General features: G+C 66.5%; 21 protein-coding genes, 2 tRNA genes and 1 pseudogene. 7 read left to right on the top strand and 17 right to left on the bottom strand.

Going from position 1 to position 18,321, the window contains the following annotated elements; all coding sequences use genetic code 11:
* Positions 1–402: 402 nt before the first annotated feature.
* The 4 genes from EJK15_RS72640 (at position 403) to EJK15_RS07340 (ending at position 3,898) form a co-directional block, all read left to right on the top strand.
* Positions 403–591 (top strand): hypothetical protein, encoded by a 189-nt coding sequence (locus tag EJK15_RS72640; protein ID WP_206060703.1) that lies wholly within the window; start codon positions 403–405, stop codon positions 589–591.
* Complete coding sequence (locus EJK15_RS07355) at positions 588–1,721, top strand: acyltransferase family protein (protein ID WP_171074160.1); 1,134 nt, start codon at positions 588–590, stop codon at positions 1,719–1,721. Before EJK15_RS72640 ends, EJK15_RS07355 begins: the two co-directional genes overlap by 4 nt.
* Positions 1,722–1,991: 270 nt before the next feature.
* On the top strand, positions 1,992–3,272 hold the full coding sequence (locus EJK15_RS07345; RefSeq protein WP_138709623.1) for a sensor histidine kinase: 1,281 nt from the start codon (positions 1,992–1,994) through the stop codon (positions 3,270–3,272).
* Positions 3,269–3,898 (top strand): response regulator, encoded by a 630-nt coding sequence (locus EJK15_RS07340; RefSeq protein WP_138709622.1) that lies wholly within the window; start codon positions 3,269–3,271, stop codon positions 3,896–3,898. Before EJK15_RS07345 ends, EJK15_RS07340 begins: the two co-directional genes overlap by 4 nt.
* An 881-nt stretch (positions 3,899–4,779) precedes the next feature.
* Here the strand turns inward: EJK15_RS07340 and EJK15_RS07330 are convergent.
* A complete protein-coding gene (locus tag EJK15_RS07330; RefSeq protein WP_138709621.1) occupies positions 4,780–5,190 on the bottom strand; it encodes a type II toxin-antitoxin system VapC family toxin in 411 nt (136 codons plus the stop codon).
* Entirely contained in the window at positions 5,187–5,507 is a 321-nt protein-coding gene (locus EJK15_RS07325) for a type II toxin-antitoxin system Phd/YefM family antitoxin (protein ID WP_103957053.1), read from the bottom strand. The genes EJK15_RS07330 and EJK15_RS07325 overlap by 4 nt, the downstream gene beginning before the upstream one ends.
* A 219-nt stretch (positions 5,508–5,726) precedes the next feature.
* Between EJK15_RS07325 and EJK15_RS70280 the strand changes: the two genes are divergently transcribed.
* A tRNA-Ala gene (locus tag EJK15_RS70280) sits at positions 5,727–5,798 on the top strand.
* Between the two features lie 25 nt (positions 5,799–5,823).
* Here the strand turns inward: EJK15_RS70280 and EJK15_RS07320 are convergent.
* The 13 genes from EJK15_RS07320 to EJK15_RS07260 all read right to left on the bottom strand — a co-directional run bounded on the left by EJK15_RS07320 (position 5,824) and on the right by EJK15_RS07260 (position 15,709).
* Positions 5,824–6,279 (bottom strand): hypothetical protein, encoded by a 456-nt coding sequence (locus EJK15_RS07320; protein ID WP_138709620.1) that lies wholly within the window; start codon positions 6,277–6,279, stop codon positions 5,824–5,826.
* Positions 6,266–6,637, bottom strand: a complete 372-nt coding sequence (locus EJK15_RS07315) for a hypothetical protein (RefSeq protein WP_138709619.1) — start codon at positions 6,635–6,637, stop codon at positions 6,266–6,268. Before EJK15_RS07315 ends, EJK15_RS07320 begins: the two co-directional genes overlap by 14 nt.
* A 33-nt stretch (positions 6,638–6,670) precedes the next feature.
* On the bottom strand, positions 6,671–7,183 hold the full coding sequence (locus EJK15_RS07310) for an SRPBCC family protein (RefSeq protein ID WP_138709618.1): 513 nt from the start codon (positions 7,181–7,183) through the stop codon (positions 6,671–6,673).
* 281 nt (positions 7,184–7,464) lie between these two features.
* Entirely contained in the window at positions 7,465–8,406 is a 942-nt protein-coding gene (locus EJK15_RS07305; protein ID WP_138709617.1) for an NmrA/HSCARG family protein, read from the bottom strand.
* 63 nt (positions 8,407–8,469) lie between these two features.
* Positions 8,470–9,414: an NADP-dependent oxidoreductase gene (locus EJK15_RS07300; protein ID WP_138709616.1), complete on the bottom strand. Its 945-nt coding sequence runs from the start codon at positions 9,412–9,414 to the stop codon at positions 8,470–8,472.
* A gap of 120 nt (positions 9,415–9,534) precedes the next feature.
* Positions 9,535–9,987: an MmyB family transcriptional regulator gene (locus EJK15_RS07295; RefSeq protein ID WP_138709615.1), complete on the bottom strand. Its 453-nt coding sequence runs from the start codon at positions 9,985–9,987 to the stop codon at positions 9,535–9,537.
* Between the two features lie 99 nt (positions 9,988–10,086).
* Complete coding sequence (locus EJK15_RS07290) at positions 10,087–10,908, bottom strand: helix-turn-helix transcriptional regulator (RefSeq protein ID WP_138709614.1); 822 nt, start codon at positions 10,906–10,908, stop codon at positions 10,087–10,089.
* A 15-nt stretch (positions 10,909–10,923) separates the two neighbouring features.
* Positions 10,924–11,430, bottom strand: a complete 507-nt coding sequence (locus tag EJK15_RS07285) for a MarR family winged helix-turn-helix transcriptional regulator (protein ID WP_138709613.1) — start codon at positions 11,428–11,430, stop codon at positions 10,924–10,926.
* A gap of 505 nt (positions 11,431–11,935) precedes the next feature.
* The gene (locus tag EJK15_RS07280) at positions 11,936–12,241 is read right to left on the bottom strand and encodes a tyrosine-type recombinase/integrase (protein ID WP_240776810.1); all 306 of its coding nucleotides are present in this window, start codon (positions 12,239–12,241) and stop codon (positions 11,936–11,938) included.
* A 46-nt stretch (positions 12,242–12,287) separates the two neighbouring features.
* Positions 12,288–13,106, bottom strand: coding sequence for a protein phosphatase 2C domain-containing protein (locus EJK15_RS07275; RefSeq protein ID WP_138709611.1), 819 nt, complete (start codon positions 13,104–13,106; stop codon positions 12,288–12,290).
* Positions 13,107–13,109: 3 nt separating this feature from the next.
* A complete protein-coding gene (locus EJK15_RS07270) occupies positions 13,110–13,949 on the bottom strand; it encodes a sigma factor-like helix-turn-helix DNA-binding protein (protein WP_138709610.1) in 840 nt (279 codons plus the stop codon).
* A 415-nt stretch (positions 13,950–14,364) separates the two neighbouring features.
* Positions 14,365–14,772 (bottom strand): ATP-binding protein, encoded by a 408-nt coding sequence (locus tag EJK15_RS07265; protein WP_138709609.1) that lies wholly within the window; start codon positions 14,770–14,772, stop codon positions 14,365–14,367.
* A gap of 94 nt (positions 14,773–14,866) precedes the next feature.
* The gene (locus EJK15_RS07260) at positions 14,867–15,709 is read right to left on the bottom strand and encodes a helix-turn-helix domain-containing protein (protein WP_171074159.1); all 843 of its coding nucleotides are present in this window, start codon (positions 15,707–15,709) and stop codon (positions 14,867–14,869) included.
* A gap of 459 nt (positions 15,710–16,168) precedes the next feature.
* On the opposite strand from EJK15_RS07260, the gene EJK15_RS07255 reads away from it, so the two are divergent.
* Positions 16,169–16,768 carry a DUF6461 domain-containing protein gene (locus EJK15_RS07255; RefSeq protein ID WP_138709607.1) on the top strand — a complete coding sequence of 200 codons (600 nt, stop codon included), beginning with the start codon at positions 16,169–16,171 and terminating at the stop codon, positions 16,766–16,768.
* A gap of 74 nt (positions 16,769–16,842) precedes the next feature.
* Here the strand turns inward: EJK15_RS07255 and EJK15_RS07250 are convergent, their stop codons facing one another.
* Positions 16,843–17,409 (bottom strand): hypothetical protein, encoded by a 567-nt coding sequence (locus EJK15_RS07250; protein ID WP_206060702.1) that lies wholly within the window; start codon positions 17,407–17,409, stop codon positions 16,843–16,845.
* Between the two features lie 153 nt (positions 17,410–17,562).
* Between EJK15_RS07250 and EJK15_RS70275 the strand changes: the two genes are divergently transcribed.
* A tRNA-OTHER gene (locus EJK15_RS70275) sits at positions 17,563–17,636 on the top strand.
* Between the two features lie 494 nt (positions 17,637–18,130).
* On the opposite strand, the pseudogene EJK15_RS07245 reads toward EJK15_RS70275, so the two are convergent.
* Positions 18,131–18,321, bottom strand: a pseudogene (locus tag EJK15_RS07245) (IS701 family transposase); the annotation flags it as partial.

Below are 18,321 nucleotides of genomic sequence, written 5' to 3'. Positions count from 1 at the left end.
GACGACCCATCGGTGCACGCCGAATCCGGAGCCGTGGTCGACGCCGCGGCGGGCGATGAGCGGCCGGATACCCCTTGGTGCAGGCCTGTCTGCGGCCGCAGTACGGGAGGCGGACGCTCACTCCTCGACGCATCCGCGATGTCGACTTGCGACGAGCCGGACGCCCGCCGGTATCGCAGCAGTGCCCGGCCGAACCCGGCGGGTTCCCGCTTCTTCTCCTGGCGCCCGCCGGAGGATCGTCTACCACCGCCGGCAGGTGCCGGCCGGCGAACCGGGCTGCGAGCACGTCGCCGCCCTGCCGTCCATCCTCCGATCGGAGGATGGAGGGGTCCACCGCGTCCGCGGTGATCCCCGCCCGCGTGGTCGATCCGGCGCGCCCCCGCGGGCGGCAGGCTCTTGCACATGGCGATCATCGAGGTACACGGCCTCATCAAGCGCTACGGCGACCACACCGCGGTGCACGGGGTTGGCTTCGCCGTCGAGCAGGGCGAGATCTTCGGATTTGACACGGGAGCCGCTCTCGCTATCCCGGGGTGCCCGTCGCGGCTCCAGTTCTCCCAGGTCGAGCTGACGGGATGTACTGCCCTGTGAGAACACAACCTGACGTCGTCCGCACTTCGCGCCCGGCACGCATCTTCTACATCGACAACCTCCGCATCTTCCTGACCTTCCTGGTGGTCGCGCACCACTCTGCGGCCCCCTACAGCAATCTCGACCTCTGGCCCAACTGGCAACAGCCTGCTTCGTCGACCGCCGCGCTGCCGTTGGACCTGCTGCTCCTGGTCAACCAGACGTTCTTCATGGGGTTCTTCTTCCTGCTGTCCGGATATTTCGTACCCGGCGCGGCCGACCGGAAAGGGCCGGGCAAGTTCGCGGTCGAGCGCCTGAAGCGGCTCGGGATTCCTTTCCTCGGGTTCATCGTGCTGCTGCGGCCGTTCTTCATCCTGCCGACCTACCTCGACCTGCCGGCCGCGACCCGGCCATCTTTCGCGGTCTACTACTTCACCTCCTGGGAGGTCGGGCCCGCCTGGTTCCTCGAAATGCTGCTGATCTTCTCGCTCGCGTATGCGTTGTCACGGCACCTACGCACGACTGCGGAGCCAGTGCGGTCACGACCGTTGCGGCGGCGGGATCTGCTCGCCTTCGTGCTCGTCCTCGCCGTGGTTACCTATGCGTGGCGGATTTTTGTCCCTCTCAGCACCTATGAACCGGTGCTCGGACTGCCCGACGCCGCCTACATGCCCCAGTACGTGCTGCTCTTCGCCGCCGGTGTCGCGGCCTACCGCCGCCGCTGGTTCGCGACGCTTCCGCGGAGATCGGGCTGGTTCGGCGTGCTCTTCGTGGTGGTGTCGTTCGTGCCGATGGCGCTGGGCGGCTACCGGGGCTTCGGGTCGTCCGGCGCCCTGGCCAGTCACGACCTCGCCCACCTGGCTCTCGCCCTGTGGGAGTCGCTGTTCGCGGTCGGCGTCATCCTGGTCCTGCTGCGCGTGTTCGAACGCTTCGTCGCCGGTACGTCGCGGTTCAGCCGCTACCTCGCCGACAACGCCTTCACCGTGTACCTCGTGCACGCGCCGGTCATCGTCGGAGCTGTGGCGGTGCTTCAATCACTCGACGCGGCACCCGTGCCGACGTTCCTGCTGACCCTGGTGCTCGCCGCGGCCGGGAGCTGGGCGATCTCGGGCGCTCTGCGCCGTATGCCCGCCGTACGGGCAGTGGTGTAGCACAACTTCAGGTTGCGGCTGCCCCGCGTGACGGTGTACCCGATCTCGCTGCGGTGAGCCGACTGCGAAGGTCAACAGTCGAGCGGCTGGTATTCGCAGACACCCGACGGGTGCGAGTACCAGCCGTTCACCCCGCTGGGCGCGGGCGTGCAATCATTGCAGGACGCCACGGCCGGTCACTGGCCGCAGCCGCTGCACTTGGCCGTGGCGCTGGGGTGGGCGATCCTCGCCGGTATCCCGGCCAGGAGGTAGTTCCGCTGGGAGCAGATCGTGAGTGTCGAGGCCGAGTTGCGCGAGGAGTTCGACTGCTGGGAGCGCAAGCAGACCACGGTCCTGAAAGTGCTCCCGTACCCGCTGCTCGCGGTCAGCGTCGTGTTCACTCTGCTGCAGCCGCTCTGGAACGCGGAGGTACACCTCCCCGGGGTGCTCGGGCTCTCCACCCTGCTCACCGCGTGGGTGATGTGGTTCCACACGTTCCATCCGGAGTTGCACGGCAACGGCCCGCTGATGGGCCTGTACTACACGGGGCTCGTGGCGGTGACCGCCTGCCTGGTGTTGCTCACGCCCTGGTTCGGCTTCTTCGCCTTCATCGGCTACGTGCACGCCTTCCAGTACCTGAGGGGCCGGTGGCGGTACGTTGGCGTGGCCGTCACGTCCGCGGTCTCGGCGGTCTCCTACGTGGGAGGGTCGGCCAACATCACGGCCGACCAGTGGTGGAAGTGGCCCGCCGTCAGCGCGCTCACCACGGTGATGGCCACGGCGGGCTTCTACGCCGACGTGATGTCCGACCGGCGCAATCACCGGCAGAAGCGGGCGCTGGTCGAGTTGCACAAGGCCAACGCCCAGCTGGAGACCGCACTGGCGGAGAACGCGGGCCTGCACGCTCAACTGCTGGTGCAGGCCCGCGAGGCCGGCGTGCTCGACGAGCGGCAGCGGATGGCGCGGGAGATCCACGACACTCTCGCTCAGGGGCTGGCCGGCATCCTCACCCAGCTCCAGGCCGCCGAGCAGGCGTCGAACGAACCGGCGGTGTCGCGCCGGCACGTGGCGAACGCGATGGACCTGGCCCGCGAGAGCCTCACCGAGGCCCGCCGGACGGTGCACGCGGTGGGGCCGTCCGCACTGGCGGAGGCGCGCCTCCCGGACGCGATCGGCGACGTGGCCAAGCGCTGGTCGGAGGTGAACCGCGTCGAGGCGGTGCTCATCACGACCGGCGACGCCCGGCCGATGCACACCGACGTCGAGGTGGCACTGCTGCGGACCGCGCAGGAGGCTCTCGCCAACGTCGCCAAGCACGCACGAGCCAATCGGGTCTCCCTGACCCTGTCGTACATGGAGGACCTGGTGACGCTCGACGTGCTGGACGACGGAGTGGGTTTCCTGCCCGACACCAAGCGCGCCGGCCGCTCCGCGGACGGGGGCTTCGGGCTCGCCGGCATGCGGCAGCGGGTGCAGCTCCTCGCGGGGCAGCTGGACGTCGAGTCCGAGCCGGGCGGGGGCACCGCGATCACGGTGACGGTGCCGGCGATCCCTGTCGGGAGCGGGAGTTGATCTCGCTGCTGATCGTCGACGACCACCCGGTGGTGCGGGACGGGCTGCGGGGCATGTTCGGCGCCGATCCGCGCTTCGAGGTGGTCGGCGAAGCCGCTGACGGTGCGGAAGCGGTCGCGGCCGGGGAGCGCCTACGCCCCGACGTGATCCTCATGGACCTGCGGATGCCCGGGACTGACGGGGTCGCCGCCATCAGGGAGTTGGCGAAGCGCGGGGTGCCGTCACGGGTGCTGGTGCTCACCACGTACGACACGGACAGCCACGTGCTGCCGGCCATCGAAGCCGGCGCCACCGGCTACCTGCTCAAGGAGGCGCCGAGGGCGGAACTCGTCCGCGCGGTGGAGGCTGCGGCACGCGGGCAGGCGGTGCTTTCCCCCACCGTCGCGACCCGGCTCTTGGGACAGGTGCGCAAACCGGCCCCGGCACCGCTGTCACAGCGCGAACTGGAGGTGTTGGAGCTGATCGCCCAGGGCTCGACGAACCGCGAGGCGGCGAAGCGACTCTTCATCAGCGAGACGACGGTCAAAACGCACCTGCTGCACGTGTACGCGAAGCTGGGCGTCAACGACCGCGCAGCCGCCGTGGCCGCCGCGTTCTCCCGCGGCTACCTGGCGCCGCGGGACTGACGGCCGATCACAGGCAATGCCGAGTTCGGCTACAAGACCGGTCACCAGGGTGAGCATGAGGATCTTCTGCTCGCGAGCGAAGGCGTGCACCCGGCTGGTGGGGTCCGGGTGCTCGGTCGCGGCGTGGATGGACGGGCAGCCATGGACGGTGCCGTCCGGCCACGACCGCACGGTGTCCCTGCACCAGCACGCTGGCACCGTTCGATAACATCACGGTCCGACCGTCCACAACGGACGACACGGTGATCGGCGGCGGAGTGGTGGTAGTGCTCGAACTCGCAGAAGTCGCGAGACCGGCGGACGGCTGTCCACAACCGGCGACGACCGCCAGCGACGCCATCGCCGCACTGAGGAGTGCCGCACATCGAACGTTCCGAGGAAGAACAGATGCAGTCACGAGCAGCACATCACAACACCGCCGGAGCAGTGTTACCCGTGCGGAGGGACAACTGAGGCCGTTGAGCTCAGCCGGTTCCCTCGCGCGGTTGCTGAACGATCGACGTGCGGAGCGGACATGGCAGGGCCTCGAAGGCCGCGACGTCGGTGCCGCTATTGCCTCAGCGGCTCTCCGCGCCGTCAGCCGCTGCTCAAACCAGCCCCTGATCGATTGCCCTCTATTCGACGAAGATCACGGCGTGGAGGGTGGGAGGTTTTTGGGAGGAGTGAGCCACGATCAACACCGATCGGTCAACATCATTTTTCCCATTTCCCCAGGTCAAACAGGTTTGGCCCAGGTAGGTGGATTGACCTAACGTTGTTTGCAAGCAGGAAGTCAGGAGTTCGAATCTCCTAGGCTCCACTCCAAGCCAAAGGCCACTACCCATGATCGGGAAGTGGCCTTTGCGATCTTGCACAGCTGCCACAAGGCCCCTCTGCGGCATTCACTGGGGGCGAGTGACCGGAACTACCGTAATCAGGTGGTCCAGACCTTTGAAATCCTTGGGATTGCAGGTGTACAGAGGGAGCCGGTTCGCGATTGCCACACAGGCAATCATCAGATCTGCAGCGCGGGGGCGTGGTTTGCGCCCTGAGGCGATGACGGCCGTCCACAACTGGCCGTACTCGCGGGCTGCAGTGTCGTCGAAGGGAAGTGGATCGAATTCGGCTTCGGCGGTCTGCAGGATCTTCATTCGCTGAGCGAGTTCCTGCGGCCCTGTCGCCACCAAGACGCCGACCGAGAGCTCCGCGGTGGTGATGGCACTGATCATCATCTCATCGGGGAGCTCGTCGGGATCGATGCCGGCGCGCAGGATGAGGATGTTGGTGTCGAGCAGCCCTAGGGCGTGGGTCATCCCTCGTCCTCAGCGAATTCGCGTCTGCCGTATGCACGATCGTAAGGATCGTAGAGATCATCGTTGACGTGGCGGTCCATGTCCTCGCGGTATTTACGGTCGTCCAGCCGGGGCATGCCACGCGACACGGCGGCGAACTCGGCACGCGAAACCGCCCGGCGTCGGCGGCGGAGAGGGACCAGATCACCGATGTGATGGCCATTACGGGTAACGGCGTACCGCTCTCCACGTTCCAGGCCATCCATGATCTCCGCTGACCGGTTACGCAGGTCGCGTTGAGATATCTCATGGGAGCGGTCAGGCTCAGGAGTGCTCACATCTGAAGTCTACTGCCTTGTGCCATTCGGTGCTACCGAGTGGCACTCCTGGACACTTATTGAGCCCGAAGGGGCAGTAGTGAGTGGGGAGCGACCGGATGCGGGGGCGAGATCACTTCCCGGGCCGACATAGAGGTTGCTGTACAGCAGAGAAGTACAGCAACGGGGCTGCACTGTGGCTCACCCTGACGTCCCTCCAGCACATGCCTGAGCAGGGCCGAAGCCTCTCCGGGTCGTGACCGGCTCCCGTTTGCAAGCAGGAAGTCAGGAGTTCGAATCTCCTAGGCTCCACAAGATCAGAAGGGCGATGACCAGGCTAAACGGCCTGGTCATTTCTCATTTCTATGATCTCCGCGCCGCCGATGGGAGGAATTTGGGAGGACACCACCCACGGGCGCAGGTACGGCCGCAGAAGCTCCTGCAATATCGGAAGCCTCGAAGGGCCGGTTTTGGCCCTCCGACGCAGCGAGCCCTCCCACCGCTTTTGCAGCACCGCCACGAGCTGCTGGCGCATCGGCTCCGACACGTGCGAGTAGCGGTCCGAGATGTGCGTGGCCCTGCCCTTGATCGACGCGATGGAGTGGGCAAGTCGCTTCGCCTGCGCCACGTCCGGGATCAGGTCCTCGTCCATCCACACCTTGTGCGAGTGCTTCAGGTCATGGGGCGTCAGGCCCTCGACGACCGGTAGCCACGCCTCCGCCGCCCGGTCCTCCAGTGCCTGTATCGTCTGCCTACCGCGGCGCACCGCCTGACGGCCGTCAACGTCCAGCATGATCCTGTGTCGGACTCGTGGCCCCTTCGCCACCAGCTGCCCGTCCGTCGCCGGACGGAACAGCCGGTTGGCGAAGTTGCTGCGACCCCAGGACGGCTCTGGGGACGATGATGCGGTCCCAGTCCCAGTCCCAGTCCCAGTCCCGTTGCCAGGTGCGGGCGTCGGCGGGAGTTTCGTGGGTGTCGGCGGCCGCGGTGAGCAGGCGGTTGATGGGTGCACTTGTGCGCAGGTAGAGCGGCACCCAGACCACCAGCAGCAGGTTTGCTGCTCCCGCGGTCCCTGATGCGGCGGGGGGGCTGGCCACCGCGGCGAGCACGGATGCGGCGGCGGTGACGCTGAGGACTTCGGGAACCGGCATTCGCCGGTCGGCGAAGCGGGATCCTGGGGTCGCCTACGAGTTGCCTTGTGCCGCTTCGACCGCTCGCACGCAGCGCGCAAGGGCGGCGACCATGTATCGGCGCCACAGGGGCGCGAACGGGCCGGCGAGAATCCAGCGACGTCCCGGAAGCGGCTTGAACTCGTAAGTCCATCGGAGGAGCGTGCCATCGCCGTCGGGATTGAAGTTCCATTCACCTCTGACGCCGGCGGCGAGGCGGGAAAGGACATTAGTGAACCCCGTCAGTTGATATGCGAAACTTGAACCTTCGGTGTATTCGGTCAACTGTTCGTCGACTTGCGATCCGTCGTCGAACTGAGGGTTCCTGGTCGGACCGACGTGATCCCATTCTTCGGTCTGGTTCGCCACGCTCTTGACACCGGGGAATGGTGCCACCCGGTGGAAGACGGACGTGAGGTCGATTGGGACGATCATTCGGAAAGCTTTGCTGGGGGCCACTGAGCTTCGCTGTTGGACCGTGATCGAGACGGTGTCGTCCGTTGAGCTGATAAGTATTGGCGTCCTCATGTCGATATCCTTTGGTGTCGCGATGCGTGATTAATCATTTGTGCCGTATGCGCTGCGCTCGTCACGACGAGGATGAGGCTGCCGGGGTCGCGCGGACCGCGCGGTGGCGACGGCGCGGACGACGTCGTCGATCGAGCGGGCGGTGAACGCCCCGGCCGGGTCGACCGGCGCCGCGAGCTGGAAGGAGGCGCCCGCCTGCGCATAGTTGGCGGTTCCGGGCGGGCGGACGGGGTGAGGTCGGTGCTGGTCATCGGGGCTCCTCCGAGTCGCCAGGAAGTCGGTCAGGCCGCGAGTTCGGCACGATGCGCGGCCAGGAAGTCGGTCAGGGTGAGCGGATCGGGGTTGAACGCGCGTGCGATGTCGAGGTCGCGGCGGCCGAGATAGGACCCGGGAAACTCGGTGTAGTACTGGAACATGTTTCCCAGCTCGTCCGCGCCGGGGAAGCCGACGCTGCGGAACTGGTCGTGGGTGGGTGGGCGGTAGGCCACCGGCTCACCGAGGACCGTGCTGAGCGCCGCCGCCATCTGCTCGCCGGTCAGGTACTCGCCGACCACGGGAACCGTGGCGCCGATCGTCTGCGACGGCTGGCGCAGCACGCGCAGCGCCAGCCGGCCGATGTCGTCGGAGGCGACGCCCGCGATGGCCGTGTCGCCGAGCGGGAGATGGAAGGCCAGCGTCCCGTCCGGGTCGCGTTGTGGCTTGGCCAGGCCGAGCAGGTTGTCCCAGTAGAAGGACATCAGCATGTACGTCGTGGGCAGGCCGGACTTGGCGAACAGGGCGTCGGCGGCCCCTCCCTTCAAGTCGAAGTGCGGCACCCGGTAGCCGTCGCCGATGAACGGCATCCGGGTGTCGTCGGGCGCGATCGCCTCGCGGGTGTCCTCGAGCGTCGACCACACGACGTGCCGCAGGGCGGCGGCCTGGGCCGCGCTGATGAGGTTCTCCACCTCGGCCAGTTCCCGGGTGGGCGAACGGTGCTCCCAGTACGGCGTAACCAGGAACGCGCCGTATGCCCCGTCGAATGCCCGGCGAAGGCTGCCCTCGTCGGTGAGGGTCGCCTCCACCACGTGGGCGCCGAGCCCGGCCAGAGTCTGCGCCTTGGGCGACGCGGCGTTGCGCGTCACCGCCCGTACCGTGAATTCGCCGTCGGTCAGCAGCGCCCGCGCGACCGCGCCGCCTTGCGTGCCGGTCGCGCCGAGCACCGTGATCACATTGTCGTGAGACATCGAGGTTTCTCCTGTCATGGGTTGTGCTTCGAAGGTGGCCCGGGTCGGCCTCATTGGGCGGCGTCAGGCGGTGGGGGCGACGATGACGGTCTTCCCGGGCAGTGCACCCGCGGCGGCCTGGGCGTGCACGGCCGGCAGCTCCGGGAGGGGGACCTGCTGGGCGACGTCGACGTGCAGCTCGCCGGAGTCGATTAGCGCGACCAGGTGGGACAGCTGGGTGGCGTCGCTGCGGACGAACAGGTCGATACCGCGTACGCCGCGCTGCTCGTCGCTGGGGGCGGGCATCCACACCGTGGTGTTCACCAGCACTCCGCCGGGACGGATCAGGGTGAGCAGCGCGGCCAACTGCGCCGGGTTGATCGGGGCGAGGTTGAGCACGACGTCAACCGGCTCGCTCACCACCGCGGCCACCTCGGTGGTGGTGTGGTCGATGACCTCATCGGCACCCGTGGCCTTGACCTGCTCGATGCTGCGGGGGCTGGCCGTGGCGATCACGTACGCGCCGGCGTTCTTGGCCAGCTGAACGGCGTGGCCCCCGACGGCGCCGCCCGCGCCGTTGATCAGCACGCGCTGGCCGGCCGCCAGCTTCGCATGGTCGAACAGCGCCTGCCACGCGGTGAGACCCACGATGGGTAGCGCGGCGGCGTCGGCCAAGGAGATGCTGGTCGGCGCCGGAGCGAGAATCTCGGCCGGAGCGACGACGTACTCCGCGGCCGCGCCATCGGTCACCATCGGCAGGAACCCTACGACCTGGTCACCGAACTGGATGCCGGTCACGCCCTCGCCCAGCGCCGCGATCGTGCCGGACACGTCGATGCCCGGCGTGTGCGGCAGCGTCACCGGGATCGGACCCTGCATGAAACCGGCGCGGATGTTGCCGTCGACCCCATTGAACGACGTCGCGGCGACCCGGATCAACACCTGCCCGGCGCCGGGGACGGGCTGCTCGACGTCCTCGTAACGCAGGACGCTCGGGTCGCCGTACTCGTGGAAACGCACTGCCTTCATCACAAGCCCTCGTCTCTTCCATCGTGATGTGCTTCGTTTTCGAAGCACATCGTGACCATAGCACGCTTCGAATTCGAAGCAACTCTTGTACGGTGTGAGCCGGCCGACAGTCGCCGGGGCCTAGTCGCCCGCGACCGTCAGGCGGCGAAGCTTCTCGTCGCTTGGAGAGCCCGGGACGGCCATGAAGACCAGCAGCATCTGGTGCTCCACGGGATCCACCAGAAGCTGTCGGCATAGCTCCAGTTCTCCCAGGTCGGCATGCCGGTAGCGTCGGAGGTGCCAGTGACCGGTGACGCCCACCTCGACGAGGTAGCGCTCGCGCGCCGCCGGGTCGGCGAACCAGCGGTCGACCAAATAGCGCGACGTTCCGCCGAACCGGGTGTAATCGCCGAACAGAACAATCGCCGGACGAGTCTGCAACAGCACCTCGCCGCACCGGGAGAACACCATCGCGGGATAGTCCGGCAGACGCTCGACGATGCGCGTCATGACCGGGCCGGCATGATCGCCCCCAACCTCATTGTGGCGCGCCCGGAGAAAGTGCTCCAGAAGTTCCCGGTCCACGTTGCTCACCACCTTCCCGGTCCGACCGATCAAGCATGGCGCGAACCGGAAGCCGGGTGAATGTCACCGTTATCCACGGACAAACAGTCCGTGGATAACGAGGCGGGCTCAGCTCATCGTGATCAGGCGCTGGAGCTTCTCGTCGCTCGGTGAGCCGGGCTGCGCCAGGAAGACCAGCAACTCCTGGCCCTCGTCGGGATCCACCAGCCGCTGGCCGTAGAGCTCCAGCTCGCCCAGTTCCGGATGCCGGTAGCGCTTCAGATCGTGGTGGTGGGTGACATCCACCTCGTGCCGCCGCCAGACCTCGGCGAACTCGGGGCTGACCGCCAGCAGCGCGTCGACGATCTCGCCGGCTGTGCCCGTAGGGTCGGCGGTGTACGCCGCCCGGATCTCCGCGGTGAAGACCCGGCTGCGGAGGGCATGGTCCTCGGGGGGATAGAGGGCGCGCTGCGCCGGGTCGGTGAACCAGCGGTAGACCAGGTAGCGGGACATGCCGTTGAACCGGGTGTAGTCGCCGAGCAGGGCAACCGCCGACTGGTTCTGCAACAGCGTCTCGCCGAACCGGGACAACACGATCGCAGGCGTGCCTGAGAGACGCTCGACGATGCGCCTCATGGCCGGACTGACCTGCTCGTCGCGCAAGGAGCGCCGCGGAGCCGAGTGCCCGCCGAGGGCGAACAAGTGCTCCCGCTCACTCGGGCTGAGGTTCAGCGCCCGCGCCAGGGCGGCGAGCATCTGCTCGGACGGCATCGGACCGCGCTGCTGCTCGAGCCGGCTGTAGTAATCGGCCGACATGCCGGCCAGCACCGCGATCTCCTCGCGCCGCAGTCCGCCCGTACGACGCCGTGAGCCACGGGGCAGCCCGACGTCCTCCGGCTGCAGCCTCTCCCGCCGTGCCCGGAGAAAGTCCGCCAGCAGTGCTCGGTCCATCCCTCTCTCCGCCCTTCAGTCGGTTCGGTTGCGTCCGGCGCGGGGTTTGGCGGACCGTGGCGGGGTGGCCCGCATGTGGTCGCGGACACGACCGAGAACGGTGCTGAGGGCGGTGAGGTCGTTGCCGGTCATCGGTTCGAACAGCAACTGCCGGACGCGGTCGACATGCCCGGGAAGCACGTGGGCGATCAGGTCCCGGCCGGCGTCGGTGACAGTCACCACGACACTGCGCTCGTCGTCTGGCGACGGTGAGCGGGTGATCAGGCCGCGTTTGTCCAGCAATCCCGCCTGGTAGGTGAGCCCGCTGCGGCTGTACACGACACCGTCGGCCAGATCCGTCATCCGCAGCCTGCCCTCGGGAGCGTCCACCAGCCGCGCCAGGATCTGGAACTGCACGTAACTGAGGTCACCGTCGGCGCGCAGGTGCTCGTCCACCGCGTACTGAAGAAGGCTGCTGACCTCCATCAGAGCGAAGTACGCACCGAGTTGCTCCGAATTCAGGCCAGGTGCCGGGTCACTCACCCCATGATCCTACTTGCTTTGAATTCGAAGTGCATCTCGCGTCTGCCGCCCACGCCTGACGACTCGATGCAATCGTGATCGTCACTGCGGCGCGACCACCCGCTCGGCAAGCCGCCCTTCGGGGGCGGGTAAGGCACTCGCGTTGCACATATCCACACCGCAAGCATCTGATCCGACCGTCTCGCGATGCACACGCATTGATCACGATTCAAGTGGGGGCGCAGCCGGTAATACGCCACGCCGCTGACCATGCTACGGATCAGTTGTGGGCGTCCTGCCGTGTGCTCAGCGCTGTACAGCAGAGAAGTACAGCAACGAGGTCTTACACGATCACACTCGGGAACTGCTCTCTGAACTGGGCAACGCGGGCTTCAGGTGGTACCTGGCTCCCATTTGCAAGCAGGAAGTCAGGAGTTCGAATCTCCTAGGCTCCACTCATACGAAAGCCCAGGTCAACGGCCTGGGCTTTCGATCTTTCTGGGGCCTGTGATTGGGCCCGTGCCCGTTACGTGCCCGATGGCTTCTTGGTGAGCGCGCCGCGTGCGAGGGCGTCAAGCCTGCGTGCGACCTCGCGCTGACGCTCGTCGGTGGAGTGCTGGTAGATGAGCGCGGCCCGAGTGCTGGAGTGGCCCATGCGGGTCATCAGTTCCCGCGTGGATGCGCCCGTGCTGGCGGCCAGGGTGTTCCCGGTGTGTCGGAGATCGTGGAAATGGATCTTCGGCACGCCCGCGTCCTGGAGCGCCTTGGCCCAGACGCGGCGGTGGAAGTTGGTGTTGCGTAGCGCTCCGTTGTCTGGTCCGGCGAAGATCAAGCCTTCCGGCGACCTGGGAAATGGCTGGTGGTGGGTGGAGTAAGCCTCAGAGCCGGAAGTAGAGCGCGGTGGCGTCGTCGAAGGCCTTGCCCCGTGGCCAGCGCGTGCCCTGCGGGTCAGACTGCTCGGCTGCGCGGACCTGACGGAGGACATCGTCCGGGCCGGACTCATCGAGGGTGTCGAGGACGTGGCGCCAGGTGCCCAGGTGGAAGCGGTCGACCAGGCGAGACGCGCCATCGCTGAGGAGCGCAGCGGCTCGGATCTGATCGGCGGGCATGCTGCCGGTCAATGCCTGGTCGGCCGCGAGAGGATCAGTGGCAGCCACCCAGAAGCCGCCGTCCCGGTTCCGGTACGACCGCAGGGTCTCGACATAGCGCCGGTGAGCCGAGACATGTTCGACGCTGCCAGAGTCGAGAGCGTCCATTTCGGCGCGATGGAGCGCCCCAACCTGGGCCTCGCGATCGTCGCAGACGACCACGGGCTCTGCCGCCTCGACGACGTCCAAGAGGAGCACGGAGTCTGCCAAGACCAGCCACTCCAGGGTGTCGTTGACACGGCGCAGCATGATCACTGTGGCCGAGGGTGACCCGGGGTGAGCCAGATCGCAGGTCCCGTCATGGAGCGACGAGACCGACTTGATCCCCACGGACAGCAATTCGGCCAAGGTGCCGGCGCTCTGCGACATGGCGGTCAAGAGGGTGGAGCCGAGAGTGCGGGAGTACCAGGCCACGCCGTGCGAGCACCCGGAGTCCGAGCCTGGCGGAGTGCCGGCGCCGTCGAGGAGGACGACCGCATCAGGAGCCGCAGCAACGAAGTCCTCATTCGGCCAACCGGGTGCCGCTTCCGTGGCGAAGGTGACCCGCACGCCTCAGTCCTCCTCATGCCGGTACAGCGGACTGGCAAGCTCCGCCTTCACCGGTTCCCCAGTGGCTGGGTCGTATTCAACGCCCACGACGGTGGAGAAGCGCTTGTCGCCTACCTGTCCCCACAGCGTCGCGACCTCGGTTTGGAGGAGCTGCACCACGCCGAGCGTGCCTTGAGGATGGATGCCGGTGAACACCAGGAGGTTGCCCTTGCCGTCCGGACGCCCGAGCCGACCGAGGTAGGCGTAATCCACGGCCCGAGCCGGTTCGCTGTCCGAACCGGAGCGGTAGACCGTGCCGGTACGGCTGTCACGCAACGTCCAGACGTCGTCCTTGACCCACTCCAGAACAGGATCCGACTCGTACAGCGCGCCCATGACGGTCGAGAGTCTGGGACCGCAGATCACGATAAGGTTCGGCCGGTTGATGTCGATCTCTCCGCCAAGCGGGACGTGCTGCAACTCCACTGGCAGGTCGAAGCCGCGGGCAAGGTCCTCCAGTCGCTTGGCCGCAGTGACATCCTCCATCGCGACAACAGGCCGGGCGTTGGTGGCCTCGCGCTTGAGCGGCGTAACCAGGATGATCGTGCCCGTGCCGAGGAAGGCCCCTTCGGGGGCCGGACCGGTGTGCCGGATCTGGTGAATCCGCCCCCTGGTGAGGCCGGCTTCCTTAGCGATCTGTGCGTACGAGAGCCCTTGGGCATGCAGTTCTTGGATCACCCTTCTCCGTAGCCGTGAGAGCTCGGCGACCTCCTGCTGAGCAGCGTTGAGACGCTCCGTAGCGACCCGTAGCAGTTGGAACGGGTCTTCTATCGCGGCAATGCGCTCGACGTCACCCGGCGGCATGGATCCCCCTCTGATCGCTGAGGGCGAGTCTAGGCCCCTAGACAGTATGCCGTCTATCCCCCTTGACAGTACAATTTCGACCGGTTCGCCGCTTTTTGAACTAACTGCACGAATCGCCGACCGCCGATTGGGGACACCCCGCGGGCTCATCGAGCCATGCCCGAAAGTAGCGCAACCCACAAGGCCTGAGCTTCGCCGACCCGTACCCGATGAGTCTCGACGACGATCCGCCGTCGCTCCTTCGCGACGCGCCGAATGAAGCCCAAGCCGCCAGACTCGCACAGTTCGTAATAGACGTCCGGACAGTCGCACGTCCAGGCGACCGTCCGAGGCCGTTCGCCCGTACGAGCGGGGTACCAGTCGAGCTTCACGCACGATGGCTGCGGCGGAGGAACATGAGGCGACAGACAGCGGGTCATACGCACGACGCCGCCTGCGATCCCGCCTTCAGCACGGCCCACACCGTTCGGCCGTGTTCGTCACCCCACACACCCCAGTCGACCGCCAGGCTGGCGACGAGCAGCAGGCCGCGCCCACCTTCGCCCTCCGGGCACGGTCGGAAAACCTTGGGTGAGGACTGGCCGCCCTCATCGAGTACGCCAAGCCAGAGGCGATCCGGATGAGCTTGGACGCTCACTAGGAACCGTCCTCCGAAACGCCCGCTGGCGGAGTGACGTATCGCGTTGGTGGCCAGCTCGCTGACGATGAGTTCGGCCTCATCGACTACGGGCCAGCCTCGCAGAAGTGCGACTACGAAGCGTCGCGCCTCAGTGATGGACGGGGCGGAGCCGAGGAAGTAGCGGGAGAAGCGCCAGGCCGACATGGGCAAGCTCCGTCGTCTAGGGGGCTATACATCGGATGGCGCCAGCGTATGAGCGACACTAGAAGAAGCTCAAGCTATTCGACGCATAAATGCGTCACTTTTCTGGACGGCTCGTCAGCTCTCGATAGTCGTCGGCCACCGACCCGAGCAGTCGGCGCAGCGCAGCGCCGTACACCGCCACAGCCGCGAATGCCTCGAAGGTCTCCATGTGCGTGGCCATCTCATCGGCCTCGCTGAAGCTGAGGTCACCCGTCAAGGTTTCGACCACGCTTACCGAACCGTCGTAGATCGTGAATCCGTGCAGAGGGAACGCCGGCACCCGAACAGACCAGGGCACGACACCGAGGGTCACGTGCGACAGTGTGGCCACCATGGCCAGCCGATCGAGCTGAGCCAACATCAACGAGGGTGGGCCTGGCCAGGTGCGCACCGCGCCCTCGGTCAACAGGAACGAGAACTCTCGCGCCGAGTCGAACAAGACCGTTTGCGCCTCCACACGCACCGCCGCAGCCTTGGCCGCGTCACCCTCGTCGACATCACGACCAACCGCAAGCGCCAGCCGGGCGTACTCGGCGGTCTGCAAGAGGGCCGGCACCATTGCCGACTGGAACGACACCACCCGTCGCCCCGCCCGGCCCCGAGCTGCGTTGGCCGCTTCTCGGCCGGCAAGGCCACCCTTTAGCCGAGACACCTCATCCCGGAGCCGCACGAGAAGAGCGTCCAACTCGGCCCGACCCGCCTCATTGAGACCCAGTGCAGAGACCAGCCGCTCAACGGTCTCCGGCGTGGGTAGGAGCTGACCTGTCTCGATCCGAGAGATCGTAGGTTGCGCCACCTGTGCCCGTTGCGCGAGATCCTTACCGGTCAGACCCGCACCCTTGCGCAGCCGCCGCAGCAACTCGCCCAGCGCCCTCAGCCGATCCCGTCGCTCCGCCACACCGAGCGTTCTACCACCAGACCATGCTGAGCATTGCCGAATTGTTCTTATAGGAGATCAAGCCGCGGCGCGGCGCGCCGCCGTACCCCCGGCCCTCCGCCCGCCCGCCGTCCGGGCGTGCGGCCTGGGGGCCGGTCCGGTCCCGGACGGCGGCGGGACACCGGGCCGGGCACCGCACGCCGGCCCCGCCGTACCAACCGAACGCCCCGACCGGGGTTGCCGCACCGCCGCACAAATGCAGCCCTACGATCGCCACGGCATGGCTGGACGCCGTACGTGCTGGGGGGCGATCGACGATCCAGGGTTCGTTCCTCACCCTGGATCACCGGAGAACGTGGCTCCCGCTCCCTCCGGCCGTGCCCATTGTCACTCACGCCCATGTCTTCGAGGTGCTGCGAGCAATGCTGCCCCTGTCGGTGACGGCTGCCATCATGCATGTAGCTGATCACGGGAGTTAAGGTGACGGACTCGCACGAAGAATTTGGCTGGCTCGCAAAGTACGGCCCGTTCTATGACGTCTCCTGTGTAACCTTCGCCCGACCCCTCAGCCCTCGTGAGGCGTTGACGCGTCTCGGTGCAGACAGCAACGGGATTGAGGAGGTGACCTTTGAAGAACACCAGGAACGAACAATGACGTACATCGACTCGGACAACATGCGCACCAGCTACGTGGGCGCCCTCGAGACAAACGGCTGGACCGTGCTGATCCAGCTCTGGACTGGATCGATCGGCCTCAACAGGCTCCTACTGCGCAGCCTTTCTCAGTCGACTGAGGTCGTGTCGATCCATCGCAACCTCCATGCCACGGACTATTTCGTCTACGCGGTCGACAGCGAAGAGGTCATACGCTTCGATCAATTGGTTCCCGATACACGCTGGGGCAGTGATCCCGACCGCCTGGTCAGCGAGATGCGCGAAGTCGGCCTGTCCTGGGAGGGGCCCGGCATCGACGCCCCCTTCCCACGGTCGTTTGCCCTGGCAAAGAAGATCACCGGCTTCTCTTTTTCCGAGGACATGCTGAGCGCACGATTCCTCGGTGCCGCAATCCGTGACTGGTGACCGGATCCAACGCCCATCGGCGCTGTCTTGGTGACGATGGTGACGATCACTTGAGTACCTACTGGTCACGAGGTTCATGCAGGGGTCAGCAGCCACCGGGCGAAACAGCCCTCTTCGTCTAGCTGGGTGTACCAGCGCACCTTGAACGTGAACGTTGTGTACGTCGTCGATATCAGAAGGCCTGGATCGTCCTCGTGCGATGGTCGTCCGTGCACCGGCGGCACTGGTCCTGGTCGGGCAGGCACCAGGGGTTGCGAGTGTGGTCCGGCGCCGTCGCACGCGGCGCTGAACAAGGCGATCTCGCCGCTGTGCACGATGAGCGGAGCACCGTCTTCATCATCGGTGTCCGGATAGCGGAGGGCCTCAGTCAGCGCACGCGGGTAGTCGGGACCGGATGCCTGTACGACGGCGATGCCGCCGTCTTCTGCTTGGAAGACCTCCATCCAGCTGTCATCGCGGACGACTCCGTCCGCGCCCACGAGGGCTGCCCAGCCGGCTCCGACCGGGATGCTGGTGTCCTCCGGGCCAAGATCCACAATGTCGTCGTATTGGTTGTCGCTGAACCCATGCCACGCGCCGCGCAATGAAGCGTCGACAGCGAGAAACGGATCGCCGTTCGTCCAGAGTCGGCCAGCATGCACCCAGGGTCCTCGCACTGGTCCATTGTGGACGAAAGCTCGGCGAAAGCCGCGAAGAGTAAGCGGCGGGGCCGAGGGCTCGTGCAATATGCGTGTAATGATCTTGCTGACTGTGGCGGGCGAACAAGAAGGCACCGCAGGTCAGGTGCATTGCATGGGCAGGAACGGTCACGCGCTGTAAAACCGTCGGCTCAGCCTACGCAAGTTCGAACCTTGCACCTGCCACACCATGAGGGATGGCCTCTGACCAGCTAGAACGCGGTCGGGGGCCATTCGTCGTTACTGCCACGATTCCCCGCGACTCCCCTTGCGTCCCCGTCGCGTAGGGCACGTGTAGGGCACGTGATCTCCTTCACGTCCTCCCCTGCCTGATCTGACCCTTCGCGATCACCCCGGAGCCGAGTCCCCGCCGGAGGCGCAAAGACATCAGCCCCGTAGGATCGGGCAACCCACTATCTCCTGAACGCGTTGCGCGAGTGCGGGGGCGAGCTCGTCATAGTTGTGATCAGGCACTTCGATCACGATGCCGGGTCCGGAATGCACATGGCACCGGGTCGCCGGAATGAACTCGAGAAGCCAGTACTGGATCTTTAGTACTACAACCTGATTTTGTGATGTTTAAGCCAGCGTTTCCAGTAGTGGCTGCTGCGGGCGCGGGTCTGGTCCTGGCGTCGGCGAGCGGACCAGGCAAGGGCGAAGTCGAGCGGTCTGATGATCGTCGTGGTCAGGTGTGCCAGGAGACGGCGGATCTCGGCGGGTGTGAGACGGACCAGGCCGCTTGGGCTTTCGGGGCGTGAGCTGCGGTGACGGCCAGATAGGCGTGGGCGAGCATCGCGAGGGTGATGTGCCGATGCCAGGCGTCGAACCGGCGGACCTGGTAGTGGTCCAGGCCGGTCTCGTTCTTGGCCGCTTGGA

This window comes from Nonomuraea basaltis (assembly GCF_005893125.1).
Lineage (GTDB): Bacteria > Actinomycetota > Actinomycetes > Streptosporangiales > Streptosporangiaceae > Nonomuraea > Nonomuraea basaltis.
Note: the sequence above shows the minus strand (reverse complement) of the source record. Positions and strands in the feature narration are given on the sequence as shown.